General features: G+C 44.5%; 12 protein-coding genes. 4 read left to right on the forward strand and 8 right to left on the reverse strand.

Features of this window, described 5'->3' with window-relative positions:
• Window positions 1-499: 499 nt before the first annotated feature.
• The 3 genes from ACQCT8_RS08585 to ACQCT8_RS08595 all read right to left on the reverse strand — a co-directional run bounded on the left by ACQCT8_RS08585 (window position 500) and on the right by ACQCT8_RS08595 (window position 3,810).
• Complete coding sequence (locus ACQCT8_RS08585) at window positions 500-1,813, reverse strand: ABC transporter substrate-binding protein (protein ID WP_426870146.1); 1,314 nt, start codon at window positions 1,811-1,813, stop codon at window positions 500-502.
• Between the two features lie 19 nt (window positions 1,814-1,832).
• A complete protein-coding gene (locus ACQCT8_RS08590) occupies window positions 1,833-2,819 on the reverse strand; it encodes a LacI family DNA-binding transcriptional regulator (protein WP_426870147.1) in 987 nt (328 codons plus the stop codon).
• 502 nt (window positions 2,820-3,321) lie between these two features.
• Window positions 3,322-3,810, reverse strand: a complete 489-nt coding sequence (locus ACQCT8_RS08595; protein ID WP_426870148.1) for a hypothetical protein — start codon at window positions 3,808-3,810, stop codon at window positions 3,322-3,324.
• Window positions 3,811-3,995: 185 nt separating this feature from the next.
• Between ACQCT8_RS08595 and ACQCT8_RS08600 the strand changes: the two genes are divergently transcribed.
• From ACQCT8_RS08600 to ACQCT8_RS08610, 3 genes are all read left to right on the forward strand, one after another.
• On the forward strand, window positions 3,996-4,739 hold the full coding sequence (locus ACQCT8_RS08600) for a Cof-type HAD-IIB family hydrolase (protein WP_426870149.1): 744 nt from the start codon (window positions 3,996-3,998) through the stop codon (window positions 4,737-4,739).
• A 122-nt stretch (window positions 4,740-4,861) separates the two neighbouring features.
• Complete coding sequence (locus ACQCT8_RS08605) at window positions 4,862-5,689, forward strand: aldo/keto reductase (protein WP_426870150.1); 828 nt, start codon at window positions 4,862-4,864, stop codon at window positions 5,687-5,689.
• Window positions 5,690-6,008: 319 nt separating this feature from the next.
• The gene (locus ACQCT8_RS08610) at window positions 6,009-7,052 is read left to right on the forward strand and encodes a general stress protein (RefSeq protein ID WP_426870151.1); all 1,044 of its coding nucleotides are present in this window, start codon (window positions 6,009-6,011) and stop codon (window positions 7,050-7,052) included.
• A gap of 92 nt (window positions 7,053-7,144) precedes the next feature.
• Here ACQCT8_RS08610 and ACQCT8_RS08615 read toward each other — a convergent pair whose 3' ends face one another.
• Window positions 7,145-7,621 (reverse strand): hypothetical protein, encoded by a 477-nt coding sequence (locus ACQCT8_RS08615; RefSeq protein WP_426870152.1) that lies wholly within the window; start codon window positions 7,619-7,621, stop codon window positions 7,145-7,147.
• Between the two features lie 62 nt (window positions 7,622-7,683).
• Complete coding sequence (locus ACQCT8_RS08620) at window positions 7,684-8,070, reverse strand: DUF2500 domain-containing protein (protein ID WP_426870153.1); 387 nt, start codon at window positions 8,068-8,070, stop codon at window positions 7,684-7,686.
• 215 nt (window positions 8,071-8,285) lie between these two features.
• Between ACQCT8_RS08620 and ACQCT8_RS08625 the strand changes: the two genes are divergently transcribed.
• Window positions 8,286-9,038, forward strand: a complete 753-nt coding sequence (locus ACQCT8_RS08625) for an SDR family NAD(P)-dependent oxidoreductase (protein ID WP_426870154.1) — start codon at window positions 8,286-8,288, stop codon at window positions 9,036-9,038.
• A 270-nt stretch (window positions 9,039-9,308) separates the two neighbouring features.
• Here ACQCT8_RS08625 and argF read toward each other — a convergent pair whose 3' ends face one another.
• From argF to ACQCT8_RS08640, 3 genes are read right to left on the reverse strand one after another with little or no spacing between them, the layout of a single operon-like run.
• Window positions 9,309-10,259 carry an ornithine carbamoyltransferase gene (gene argF, locus ACQCT8_RS08630; protein ID WP_426870155.1) on the reverse strand — a complete coding sequence of 317 codons (951 nt, stop codon included), beginning with the start codon at window positions 10,257-10,259 and terminating at the stop codon, window positions 9,309-9,311.
• Entirely contained in the window at window positions 10,256-13,351 is a 3,096-nt protein-coding gene (gene carB / locus ACQCT8_RS08635) for a carbamoyl-phosphate synthase (glutamine-hydrolyzing) large subunit (protein WP_426870156.1), read from the reverse strand. The genes argF and carB overlap by 4 nt, the downstream gene beginning before the upstream one ends.
• Window positions 13,344-14,405, reverse strand: coding sequence for a carbamoyl phosphate synthase small subunit (locus ACQCT8_RS08640; RefSeq protein ID WP_426870157.1), 1,062 nt, complete (start codon window positions 14,403-14,405; stop codon window positions 13,344-13,346). Before ACQCT8_RS08640 ends, carB begins: the two co-directional genes overlap by 8 nt.
• Between the last annotated feature and the right edge of the window lie 50 nt (window positions 14,406-14,455).

Below are 14,455 nucleotides of genomic sequence, written 5' to 3' on the forward strand. Positions count from 1 at the left end.
CAACTGAAACTTCAATTCTATCACCCGCTTTTTCGTTTAATAGAAAGGGGAGGTGAACAAGTTTCACCTCCCCTTCGTTAAGTTGTCGTGTGTTCCTGGCAGGGGCTTAACGCCTGCTTCCGCTTTTATTCTTATCCAGCTGCAGGCGCTAGCTCCTCGAGGTCATAAGCTGCCCTGCCCAATAGGCAAAGAGCGCCTATCTGTGCAGACCATCTTATGCTTGTCGGAGCTGAACGAGCGCCTTCCGCTTTTATTCTTATCCAGCTCCAGGCGCTAGCTCCTCGAGGTCATAAGCTGCCCTGCCCAATAGGCAAAGAGCGCCTATCTGTGCAGGCCATCTTATGCTTGTCGGAGCTGAACGAGCGCCTTTCGCTTTTATTCTTATCCAGCTGCAGCAGGCAGGGGCTCGAGGTCATAAGCCGCACTGCCCAATAGGCAAAAGGCGCCTATTTGTGCAGGTCGTCTTATGCTTGTCGCCCCTAAACGCCTGCTTCCGCTTTTATTCTGCCATTGCAGCTTCTATTTTTTCCTGCATGTTGGCTGCGGCTTCTTCAGGTGTGATGTCCTGTGTCAGTGCTTTGGATAGTTCTACCTGCATGATGTCTGTGATCTGCGGGTAGATAGGTGATACTGGACGCGGTACAGCGTTTTGAAGAGTAGTGACAAATTCATCATTTGAGAATAAGGCAGCTGCGTCCTGCACTTCAGGATCATCGTATAGGGCTTCTAAAGTTGGAGCACGTCCGCCTTCTACTGCACTGATTTTTTGTCCTTCAGGTCCTGACATGAATTTTACAAATTCCCATGCTTCATTAGGGTGTTCACTGTAGCGGTTGATCATGCTCATCCAGCCGCCAAGTGTTGCTGCATTGCCGTCGTCACCGGCAGGCAATACGGCAAAGCCGACATTTCCTGCAACTTCAGATGCTTCTTCATCGTTTGACGTTGCCTGCATATAAGGCCAGTTGCGGGCAAATACTGCATCTCCGCCAACCCAGGCATTGTTTGTTTCCGTTTCCTGGAAGCTTAAGATATTGCTCGGCACGAAGTCAGAGTTAACAAACTCAACCATTTTTGTAATCCCGGCAATGGTTTCAGGGCTGTCTACTACAACCTCATTATTCTCATCTACAACTTGTCCGCCGTAAGCAGCGATAAACTCAATGGCATTTGTAATCATGCCTTCATATTGGTTCGCCTGCATCAGGTAGCCAAATTCTGTACCGCCTTCACCGTTCAGCTCACCAGCCATATCAAAAAGCTCGTCCCATGTTTCAGGAGGGGTTTCGACGATGTCAGTGCGGTAGTAAAGGAGTCCTGCATCCGTGAATTTCGGCATCGCATACTGTCGTCCGTTAAAGCTTCCTGAAGCGACGGTACCCGGGAAGTAGTCGTCCATATTGATGCCGTCTGCTTCAATGAAACGGTCCAGATCAAGAGCGTATTGAGCCTGGGCAAATTCTGCCGGCCAGATGACATCCGCATCAAATACATCGATTTCTGTTTCCTGTGAGCTGAAGGAGGTAACATACGTATCGTGTGACGCACCTGTGTCAGCAGGCATTTCACGGTAATTCACCGTAATATTCGGATTTGCTTCTTCAAATGCTTCAATCAGCGCTTGTGTAGCTCCGGTTACATCAACGCCTGATGCGTAGGTGATTTCAACCTGCTCATCAGATCCAGCATCACCGTCGCCGCCGTTATCTGGTGAGTCGTTTGCTGCTTCCTCGTCGTCCCCGCTGCACGCTGCTAAAAGTAAACTCATTGTCAGAACAGTTGCCCCTGCAATTTTTTTATTCCAAAGTTTCATGTAAATGCCCCCTTGATTTTTAAGTTGATTGTCTCTCGATTAAATGAATAGGCAATAGGATGTCCTGCGGTTTATTTACGGCAGGATCGTGAATAATTTCCAACATGATATTCATCGCAGTAACCCCAATATCTGTTGTGAACTGGTTGATGGTGGTAATTTGAGGGTCCAGCAATTCAGCAATCGGCTGATCGTCAAATCCTATAACCGCTAAATCCTCCGGAACTCTCCATGCCTGCTGCTGGGCTTCTTTAATAATGCCTGCTGCCACTTCATCACTGCCTGTAAAAACGGCAGTAGGTGTTTCAGGCAGCGCCATAAGCTTTCTGAAAATTTCTCTGCCATCTTCTATTGTGAAAATGTTTTTAAACATCCAATCAGGCTGAGGAATAAGAGAGGCTTCTGTAACCGCTTTCAAATATCCTTTTCGGCGGTTTGTGGAAACGCTGCTGTCGTTCCCCTGACAATACGCTATTTTCCGGTGCCCCTTGTCGAGTAAGTGCTTTGTACCGATGTAGCCGCCTTCAATTTGATCGAGCCTGACTCTGATAACCTGAGCAGCCGGGTCGTATTCATTGCAGTAGATGATTGGCCCGTATTTCGTATAAGGCTCAATCACGTCCCAGGAATTCTCCACAGAAGCCATAATGATTCCGTCTACTTGCTTTGATTTTAAAAGCTGAAAGTATTCAAGTTCTTTTTCCTTATCAATTCTTGTATTACACAAAATGACCTGAAAGCCGGCCCCAGCTGCCCTTTTTTCCATTGCGTCTACTAATTGACTAAAGAAAGGGTTTACAATTCTTGATACGAGAACAGCGATTTTCTTTGTTTTCAAGTTTCTCAGCCTTTGTGCTGAAGAATTTGGCACATAGCCGAGTTCATCCATTGCTTTATGAACTGCCCGCTTTTTTTCTTCACTGACATAAGGATGATTATTTAACACTCTTGAAACCGTCGCCTGTGATAACCCAGCTTTTGACGCAACATCTTTAATCGTGTACACGTGCTCACCCTCCTATAGGAACACCCCCAATGAATGATATGAAATCGTTTTCATAGTAAGAGCATATTACAGGAAGATGACAAAATCAATAGGAAATTTAAAAATTCTAATAATTCAATAGATCAGTAGATTTCTCTAAGAAATGAACTTTCACTTAAAGAGCAGTGATGGAGGGAATGGGGGAGGCTACTTGGTTCATTCAACCTGAGGTAATTTAAAAAAAGAAGAGCTTGGGACAAAAGTGTCTCAAGCTCTTTGACCGGTTCGGCTGCGCTTCAGGCGGACGCTTTGCGCAGGGACGGCTGCTTGAGCACTCCTCAGGCTTTGCCTTTCGGGGTCTCAGCTTGCCGTCATGTCCTGCAGGAAGTTGCCACCTTCCGCTCACCTACTACTATTAAAAAATATATCCTCATTTTATAAAATTTTTTTGAGTTCTTTCCCAGCCTCATCTTTTTAATTTACAGATTAAAGCAAGCTTTACTTGCTGCGTTTCAATAGAGTTTTATTCTTTAGATAACTCTTCGTCCTCATCCTCCGAAGGAAGGTTTTTCTGCTGGTCTCTAATCATTTGCTGAAGGGAGGGAGGGGCTGTATCATGATCCATCCGTACGCGAACATAGAAAGGGAAAAGCTCCCTGAGGCTTTCATGATAAGAAGCTCCGTCAGCCGGTTTTTTATGACCAGCGGCTTGATTTTCGCTGTCCAGTAAGATCACCAGTGGAAGGGAGGCGCCGGAATCAGCCTGCTGTGTTTCGCGATTCCATTCTTCAAATGCATACCATACATATAGTTCGCCTTCATTACCCCCATATATTTTATAGCCGTCTGTAATGACTCCTCCGTGATGATTCCAGGCTACGTTCTTTTTTAAATAGGACTCTACCGAATCTGCCTGGTGAGCCGGGACCTGAAAAAACAAATTCAATAAGAGGATCAGGATGCCCGCCATAAAGGCGTATAATCCGAATCTTACTTTTTTCTTTAACCGCATGTTAATTCCTCCAGCTTAAATGTTCCATATTCAATCTAGTATTTGACAACTTGAGCGCAATGTCCTTCTTTGTATCCATATTATTTCTCTATTTTTTCCTATTGTATAGACGATTCGATTTTACTGCTTGTACGCGATATACTACAATCATGATTCGGAGTGCTGGAAGGAGATTGAACAACTATATGAAATCAACTGCTATAAAATTAATTGCACTGGATATGGATGGTACTTTACTGAAAAATGACCATTCTGTTTCTGACTATACGCGAAAAACGATCAAAGAGGCACAGCAAAAGGGAGTTAAGGTGATGGTCAGTACCGGACGCCCATTAATGTATTGTCAGGAAATTGTAGAGTCGCTGGAACTCGCATCTTACTTAATTACAGTGAACGGAAGCGAAATCTGGGATGCAGATTTAAATTTAATCGAGCGGACTATGATTGACGTGCAGCATATTGATCAAATGTACAAATTAGCCCAAAAGCACAAGACGCATTACTGGTCATCGACCGTTGGCGGAGTATGGAATAAGTCCACCTCTTTTCCGCAATCGCTGGATGAGCATGAATGGCTGAAATTCGGCTTTGATATAGAGGATGATGCAATTCGGGAAAGCATTCGGGAAGAGCTTGCGATGAATGAATTTCTGGAAGTGACAAATTCGAGTGAGACTAATATTGAAGTAAATGCTGCTGGAATTAATAAAGCGGCTGCCATTCGCAAAGTATGCGACCTTCTCGATATTACAATGGATGAGGTTATGACTGTTGGGGACAGCTTGAACGACCTTGCTATGATTAAAGAGGCAGGAGTAGGGGTTGCAATGGGGAACGCTCAGCAAAAGGTAAAACAGGCAGCAGACTGGATCACAGAGACCAATGAACAGGACGGAGTAGCGAAAGCCATTCGGAAATTTGTTCTCTGATACCAGGTTTTTTGTTCACAGTAAGGGGTAGATGAATGGAGTAAGTCATAATAATGGATTCTCTTTAAAGACTCTATTATACTGAAAGTGAAATTATTTCGATTACCGAAAGGAGTTTTACTGTGAATACAATTACGCTTAATAACGGTGTTCAAATGCCTCAGATTGGACTTGGTGTTTGGCAGGTGGAAGATGGCAAGGAAGCTGCAGATGCTGTGCAAAAAGCAATTGAAGTAGGGTATCGCTCAATTGATACAGCAGCCATTTACAAAAACGAAGTTGGAGTTGGCGAAGGCATCAAGGCGTCTGGTGTTGCACGTGAAGATCTTTTCGTTACAACGAAGGTGTGGAATGCAGACCAGGGATATGATACAACGATTAAAGCATTGGACGAAAGCCTTGAAAAGCTCGGCCTTGATTACGTTGATTTATATCTGATTCACTGGCCAATGCCTGGAAAAGACCGCTATGTAGATACATACAAGGCGATGGAAAAGCTGTATGAGGATGGAAAAGTTAAAGCGATTGGTGTATGTAACTTTGAAATTGACCATCTTCAGCGCCTTCTTGATGAATGCACAGTTAAGCCTGCAGTCAATCAGGTGGAATGCCATCCGTATCTTGGTCAGCATGAACTGAAAGAGTTTTGTGCGAAAAACGAAATCTATTTAGAGTCATGGAGCCCGATCATGCAGGGTGGAGCTGTATTAGAAGACGATACAATCCGCAATATTGCTGAAAAATATGGCAAAGAGCCGGCTCAAGTAGTCATACGCTGGCACATTCAAAGCAACTCGATTGTGATTCCTAAGTCAGTTACGCCATCGCGTATTGAATCAAACTTCGATGTATTTGACTTTGAATTAACGGAAGATGAAATGAAGTCGATCAATAATCTGGACCGCAACGAACGAAAAGGTCCTCACCCAAATGACATGGATAAAGAATAATAGATGAAACCCTGATGAGTATCAGCTCATTGGGGTTTTTTTAGTCCCATTTACAAAAGGAGCTGGCAATGAAATGTAGAATCCTGCCAAATTTTCTTATATACCTATAATAATTTGGTATGGATGTTTTTTGTAAAAGTGTGAGAGTAGTCCATTGGAAGGATTTAATACTTCCGAATGTTCCAAACTGTTTTAAAAAATGATAGACGGGTAAAACACAAGTATGCTATAGCACGAAAGCAACAAATGTCATAACAACCACGTATAGATGCTGAAAACAAATGCAACAAAGTTTTAATATGACTAGGAGGAATTTAAAATGTCTGCAAACTATGTTGAAACATTCAGATCAGAACAGGAAGTATTGGATAAAATTGATGAACTGAAAGTACAAGGGTATTCAGAAGAAGATATGTATGTAATGGCAAGACATAAGGATGAATTGTCTTTAGTAAGAGGCCGTACAGACGTTGATCTTGAATCATCAGAGGGCAACTGGATGGATAAATTTAAAGCGTTTGTTACAGGAGATTCTCCTGTAAGAGAAGCATTTAATAGAATGGGAATGGAACGTGAAGATGCTGAGCGTTACTACGATGACGTGAATAACGGCTCAATTCTGCTTTATGCGGACAAGCATTATGATGGTTCGTCGTCAGCATCGTCTTCATCAACAGCTTATGCAGATCCGGACGAACGCGAGGGCATCCAAAGTACAGGATCAGATAAATCCAACTACGTGGATGATAACATCGCTTCGCCGACAGGACTTGAGCAGGATCGTACGACGAGGGGAACAAATTTTACAAATGAATCCACTCATACCGAATCCGGCAGCGACAATGGCAAGAATTTTGAGCCTTCAAGCAGAGATAAAGAAAAATATGGCGGTACAACAAGCGGCAGTGACAACGGCAGCAATCCTATGTACAACGAAAAATCGCCTGACACTGTCGATGCAGGAACACCAAGAAACGATATCCGTCCGGATCAGGAAGGGCGTACTGCTCAAAATGAATCAGTTGATAACGGTGAGTGGAAAGACCGCTCAACAGGAACTTCCGGTACACACTCAAATAAACGTGAAGAAACAGTAAACGTTGGCAATGTAGAAGTGGACAACAGAGATGTGGAAAAATATGAAGATGATGAAAATCGCCTTTGGGGCGGACAGAATGTGGAGGATGCTGAAGCGGATGAACGAAACCAGCACAACCACGATGTCAGCTCGAAAGATAAAAATGGCGACCATGATCGTGATAAATCAGATCCTTTACTAACAAAAGGCAGCCGCGAAAATTCAGTAGATGACCGCCGCTTACTTGAAGAGGAACGTGTATTCAGAGGGAAAGACCGCTTATAAAAAGTAAAGAGGCTGAGAAAAATCTCAGCTGCAAAAAACGAAGACCGTCTTCCTGGAGTTCATTCAGGAGGACGGTCTTTTTTGATTAACGATCAATACATTTTCTTTGTAAAACCCTCTTCTTCTAAATAAGAGGCCGCTTCATTATAAGAAGGGAAGATGCCATCCAGGTTTTCACTTGCATACACACTCCACATATCTCCCTCTTTTGTTAACATTAGCGTTTGAAGATTTTGGTTCATCCACTTTTCTTCGACAACAGGCTCAAAATCAGCCAATTCTTCATGAAGTTCCTGAGAAAGAGACTGAATCGATTTTTCAATCACCAGTCGAATATCTTCTTCAGGAAATTCGCGTATATTAATCATGCCTTTTTCGTTTTTCTTATATCCCTTAATAAAACCGCCAAAAATAAAGCCGTTCCCATTTGGGTGCAGATGATAGCCGACAATGGATTTTTCTCTTTTGCTTTCCTCAAAAAGAAAATTTACACGGCCAAGAGATACGTTGTTTCGAGTCAGTTCAGGATAAGATTCAAATATCGCTATTTTTTCTTCAAATGTAAGCATAATGCCTCCGATAAATAATTTTTTCTACATTCCATTGTATCATATCTTGTTATCCCCAATTGTTAAGATGATTCTCTGACAAAATCATGAAAACGCGTACCCTGATAATCGAGAGTCCCTTTATCACCTTCTGCTAGCAGGCCGAATTCATTCCCTTTAACCTGAAACTCTTTTCTCGTACCGTTTATGAACTCAAATGTGAGGTAGTAATAGGTAGTCGTACGTGGATGCTGATTGCCCCCGATTGAGCGATTTTCCGTTCTTTTTGAAAGAACAAGGGCTTCTTCTTGTTCCCGTGGCGCACGATTGTTGCTTGACCAGACGGAAATGCCTTTAAACGCGGTGAAAACAATAATCCCAAACACAATAATGAAAACGATGGCGATAAAGATCGGCACCCCCGTAAGCATGAAATTTGATGGAGAAGAAAATTGAAGCATGGTATTCATCACTTGACCTCCTGTTTTTGATCCTGTGTCCAGTATACAAAACTTAGCAATGAATCTTAAGAGCTTAACAGCAATCCATCCATTAAATTGAATGGTTGAGAAGGATTTATGGTACGATGTAAAAAACTGAAAATTGCAAAACCGCTCAAGAGTCGGGTGTTTGACTATATTCAGATTTTTAGTGAGTGAAAGAAAACAAAGGGGAGAAAGAGTAGATGACAAATCGTTTGGATGGAAAAATTGCACTTGTTACGGGTGGATCTAGAGGGCTGGGGAAGTACATAAGTGAAGCACTGGCTTTAGCAGGAGCCGCTGTAATTGTGAACTATGCCAATAATCGATCTGCAGCTGAACAGACGGCTGAACAGATTCAGGAAAAAGGGGGAACTGCGTTCGTGCTTCAGGGAGATATTACAAATGAAGAAGCAGTAGACAGCCTGGTTCAGGAGGCAGAAAAAATAGCAGGCGGCAGCATCGACATTCTGGTCAATAATGCAACCGGTCCTCAGCCGGAGCTGGCAATCGAAGAAAGCACCTGGCAGGATTATTTAGATCAGCTTGATTTCTTTGTAAAAGCTCCGCTGCTTCTTGCCAAAGCGGTACTTCCTGAAATGAAAAGGAAAAAAGAAGGGCGAATCATCCTAATTGGCAGTGAAGTGATACAGCTTGGCAATCCTAACTTTTCAAGCTATGTCACAGCCAAATCCGCTCAGCTTGGCATGACCAGGTCCTGGGCAAGCGAGCTCGGCCCCCATGGCATTGCAGTAAATTTACTTAATCCAGGGTTTATTCCTGTGGAAAGACATGAAGGGATTGATCCAAGCGGCTACGCTGCATCTGTTCCTTTACGAAAGACAGGAGAGGGAGAAGATATCGCCAATGCGGTTGTGTTCCTGGCGTCCTCTGACTCGAAATTTATTACAGGGCAATCGATTTCAGTTAATGGCGGCAATACGTTTGGCGTCTAGTGGCGTGAAGTGTGCAGGGTATCCTGTAGAAAAAAGAGCTTGGGACAAAAGTGTCTCAAGCTCTTTGACCGGTTCACTGCCCTTCAGGCGGATGCTTTCCGCAGGGACGGTTGCTTGAGCCTCTCCAAGCCCTTGGCCTGTATAGTCTCAAGCAACCGTCAAACCCTGCAGGAGTCGCCACCTTCCGCTACGCTCTCCTCTTACTATTGATAAATACTTCTTCATTCTGTAAGTTCTTCTGAGTTTTGTCTCAGGCTCTTTTCGTAAGTATTATTTCATTAAAGCAGCAAGCAGGGCTTTTTGAGCGTGGAGTCGGTTTTCTGCTTGTTGAAAAACAACTGAATGAGGCCCTTCGAGAATAGAGGTTGAGACTTCTTCTTCACGGTGAGCCGGCAGGCAGTGCATAAAAATATAATCCGGATTAGCGTAGGCTGCCAGTTCTTCATTAACCTGATAAGGAGCAAAATGCTGCATGCGTGCTAAGGCTTCTTTTTCCTGTCCCATACTTGCCCATACATCGGTATAAAGGATATCGCTTCCTTTTACGGCTTCTGCCGGATTTTCTGTAATTTCTATCTTTGCTCCGCTAACCGCTGCAAAGGATTGAGCAAGTTCCACCATTTCAGGCTTTGGAAAATAATCGGCAGGAGCAGCGATGGTGCAGTCCATCCCTGTTTTTGCTGCACCAATCATCAAAGAATGTGCCACGTTATTGCCATCCCCGATATACGTTAGCTTTTTTCCTTTAAATGTTCCGAAGCGCTCATAGATCGTCAGCAGGTCAGCAAGGATCTGGCAGGGATGATAATCGTCTGTCAAACCGTTAATCACTGGCACCGAACTTGCATGTGCCAGTTCCTCTACCGTCGATTGATGAAATGTTCGGATCATAATGCCGTCCAGATAGCCCGACAAAACACGTGCTGTATCGGCTACTGTTTCGCCTCTGCCCATCTGAATATCCCGTGTGCTTAAGTACATGGCATGCCCGCCAAGCTGAAGCATTCCTGCTTCAAATGACACGCGGGTTCTGGTAGATGATTTTTCAAAAATCATTCCCAGCACCTTTCCTTTCAGTAAGGGCAGATATTTATTTTCCGGTTTTTTTAATTCGACGGCTAAGTAAAGCAGGTCCAGTATTTCATTCACTGTATAATCTTTTAACGATTGCAGGTCCTTTTGTGCAATCGTCGGGATCATTGGGCGGGTCGAGTAATTCATGTCAGCACTCCTTTCTGAGTAGGGCTGGATTGGCCGAGAGTTCCGAGAAACGCTTCAACGGTTTCAAGGCGGGTCCACGCGTGCAGGCGGTGAATAGCAGCTTTTTTAGCATGAACAGCTTCTCCATCCGGGTAAAGATTGATATACGCTTTTTTATTCTCTTGTTCCATCCATTTATCAAATGGAAGAGTGTGAGACGAATAAACGGTAAATCCGTGCGCTTCCCATGCTTTTTCATCAATATGCGGCAAGGAGGAAGCTTCGATAAACACACTGCCATCTTTAGTCCATAGATCGGCGAGCTGCTGGCTTGCACCAACCAGCGCCTGGTGAAGAGCAATGGCAGGATCAGAATGAGAAGCAATGACTTCACCCGTTGACGTCATAACCGGGGAGAGCGCTGGTGAAAGGTTTGGCAGCTTCACATGTGAAAAAACAGGGGCTTTCACTGTGAATGTACGCTGTCCGTTAAAACCAGCCAGAATATTCAGCTCATCAAACGTTTTGCCGAGCATAAGTGCTGTGGCATGCTGAACAAGCGGTACGTCTGTTACCTTGCTGCTGATCGGTGCTGTCCGTGATGCTCTTGGGTTAATTTCAATTACATATAAGCTGTCCTTTTGGCAAACGAATTGTACGTTGAAAAGGCCTTTAAAATTGAGTTTCCCCGCAATATGCCTGGAAACCTGGCATACATGATCAAGCATTTTGGCTGGCAGGTTCAGGGGAGGGGTGATGGAAATGCTGTCCCCAGAATGAACCCCTGTTCCTTCAATATGTTCAAATACTGCTGATATCCACGCATTTTTGCCATCTGACAAAATGTCTGCTTCCACTTCTTTTCCCTCAATAAACCGGTCAACTAAAACAGGATACTCAATCACAGCGGAAGCAAGATAGTCGTCAAGCTCCTGTTCATTATGCAGCTTTATCATGCCGCTTCCTCCAATTACATAAGACGGTCTGAGCAGAAGCGGGAAGCCGATTGAGGCGACTGCCTGCCAGATTTCAGCTGGCTGATTGGCCGTATAGCCTGGAATAACAGGCAGTTGAATCGACTCAAGAAAAGAATAAAAACGATCGCGGTCCTCCATTTGATCAAGAACGTCAGAACTAGAGCCTAGAATCGTGATTCCTGCTTCTTCTAGTGAGGCTGCTACGTTAATGGAAGTCTGACCGCCGAACTGAACAATGACCTGGTCAATGCCTTCAAAGTCAAGCACGTTGAGAATATCTTCAGTTGTCAATGGTTCAAAATATAGAGCGTCTGCAACCTCGTAATCCGTGCTGACGGTTTCAGGGTTATTATTAATCATTACCGCTTCATAGCCCATTTTTTGAAGTGCCATAACACTGTGGACGCAACAATAGTCAAATTCAATGCCTTGACCAATTCGGATGGGGCCCGACCCGATCACAGCTACTTTCTTTTCTTTGCTGCTGCGTTCATCAGATGTGCCGCTCCAGGTGGAATAAAAATAATTGGTCTTGGCTTCAAATTCAGCGGCACATGTGTCTACCATCCGATAAGAAGGAATGAGTCCCCATTTTTTTCGCTGACTGCGAATGAGGGAAGCGGGAACACGCCATAATGCGGACAGATCCTGATCGCTGAAACCATGTTTTTTTGCCCATTGAAGACGGTCTCTGGTTATTTCAGTCCAAGTGAATTCCTTTAATTCCTGTTTAATCATTACGAGCTTCTTAAGCACTGATAAAAAATAAGGAGTAATACCTGTTTTTACATGCAGCTCTTTTAAGGAAGCGCCGCGAGAGAAGAGCTCAAACAAAACAAACAACCGTCTATCATCTGCCGCAACAAGCAAATGCTCCAGCTCTTCGTTGCTGGAGAGGGCAAGTGAAGGCATTAAAAATCCATCAAGCTTGATATCAAGTGAACGGATGGCTTTTTGAAACGCAGCCTCCATATTCCGTTCAATGGCCATAACTTCACCAGTCGCTTTCATTTGTGTGCCAAGCGTACGGTTTGCTTGAGGAAACTGATCAAAAGGCCAGCGCGGAATCTTGACGGTGACATAGTCGAGTGCCGGTTCAAAGCTGGCAAAGGTCGTTCCGGTAACCGGATTTTTCAGTTCAAAAAGGGTATAGCCAATCGCGAGTTTCGCTGCAAGACGCGCAATCGGATAGCCTGTTGCCTTTGAAGCTAATGCCGATGAACGGCTTACTCGCGGATTGACCTCAATTAAAAAATACTCAGACGTTTTTGGATGAAGAGCGAACTGGATATTGCATCCTCCAACGATGCCGAGCGCTTCTATGATTTTGATCGATGCCGTACGCAGCATATGATACTCTTTGTCATGCAGTGTCTGGCTTGGCGCCACGACAATCGAGTCGCCTGTATGAATCCCCACAGGATCGAGATTCTCCATATTGCAAATGGTAATGCAGGTGCCGGATGCATCCCGCATGACTTCGTACTCGACTTCCTTATAGCCGGCAATGCTTTTTTCAACAAGACATTGTTTGATCGGACTGGCGCTTAACCCCTGCGTCACAAGATCCATAAGTGCTTCTTTTGTTTCAGCAATGCCGCCGCCAAATCCTCCGAGTGTATAAGCGGGGCGAACGATGACAGGGTAGCCGATAGAGCTTGCGAAATGAAGCGCCTGTTCAACGGTGTATATAATGTCACTTTCAGGTACGGGCTCCTGCAATTTGTTCATGAGAGAACGAAACGCATCACGGTCTTCCGCTTGTTTGATGGACTCGATTTCGGTTCCCAGCAGCCGCACATTAAACTTGGACAGGATGCCTTTGTCTGTCAAATCCATAGCAAGGTTCAGTCCCGTCTGGCCGCCGACTGTTGCAAGCAGCCCGTCAGGACGTTCTTTTTCGATGATGAAAGCAAGACTGTCCGCTGTCAGGGGTTCAAAATAGACTTTGTCAGCAGTAGTGTTGTCTGTCATGATCGTAGCGGGATTATTATTCACTAACACAACGTGAATGCCTTCCTCCCTCAGCGCTGTACAGGCCTGTGTGCCTGAATAATCAAATTCAGCTGCCTGCCCGATGACGATCGCACCGGACCCAATTACGAGTACTTTTTTTATTGAATCTTGCTTAGGCATTTAATGACACCTTCTTTTCTGTTTGAATCAAGCTGAAAAATGTCTCGAAAACTTCGTGATGCTCAGCTGGACCCGGCGAAGCTTCGGGATGAAACTGGACCGTCATGATCGGCAGCTGATGATGGTAAAGACCTTCTATGCTTAGATCATTTACGTTTTGATACAGAATGCCCAGCGTTTTGGGCAAATCGGCAAGCTCCACAACATAGCTGTGGTTTTGAGAGCTCATGCTGACTCTGCCGGTCTTTGCATTTCTGACTGGATGGTTTGCACCGCGATGACCGAAAGGCAGCTTCGTAGTTTCTGCTCCAAAGGCGAGGGCTAAAAGCTGATGGCCAAGGCAGATCCCAAGGGAAGGGTAGCGCTCAGCCCATTCCTTGTATACAGGAGCAAAGCTTTCAAGAGAAAAGGGGTCACCGGGCCCATTGGAAAATAAAAGAGCGTCGACGCCATAAGAGTCAAGGTCGGCTGTTGAAGTTGTATAAGGAAAAATCGTTACCTTGCAGCCCCGGTCCAGGAGTGCCTGCAGGATCGATTTTTTGTAGCCAAAGTCAATCAGTCCAATATGAAGAGAACCGTTTCCAACTGTTTCAACGGAGGAGGCGGTAACATTGGGCACGAGAAACGTTTTAATGGGCTCCCATGCCGGAAGTGGTTTGCCTTCAAGGCTCATGACAGCTTGCATAGTACCGTCTTCACGGATCACCTGAATAAGTGAGCGTGTGTCCATGTCTGTCATCAAAGGGACGCCTTGTGAAAAAGCAAAGTCAGTCAGGGATATCCCTTTTTCAAGCTCTCCGTCATACACTTCAGCAGTGACAATTCCTGCCACCTGAATTTTTGTAGATTCAAGATGTGCTGTTTGGATACCATACTGCCCCATCAGCGGATAAGAAAAGACGATAATCTGCCCGTGGTAGGAAGGGTCGGTAAGGACTTCTTCGTATCCGGTCATTCCTGTATAAAAAACGATTTCTCCTTGTACGTCCTTTAGTGATCCTTTCCAGGAACCTGAAAAGGACTGTCCATTTGATAAAGATAAATTACCCTTCATGAGGTTTTGCCCCCTTTGTATAAATATAAGTTAAGATGTAATAATATTCA

It is taken from the genome of Jeotgalibacillus proteolyticus, assembly GCF_050107735.1.
GTDB classification, from domain to species: domain Bacteria; phylum Bacillota; class Bacilli; order Bacillales; family Jeotgalibacillaceae; genus Jeotgalibacillus; species Jeotgalibacillus proteolyticus_A.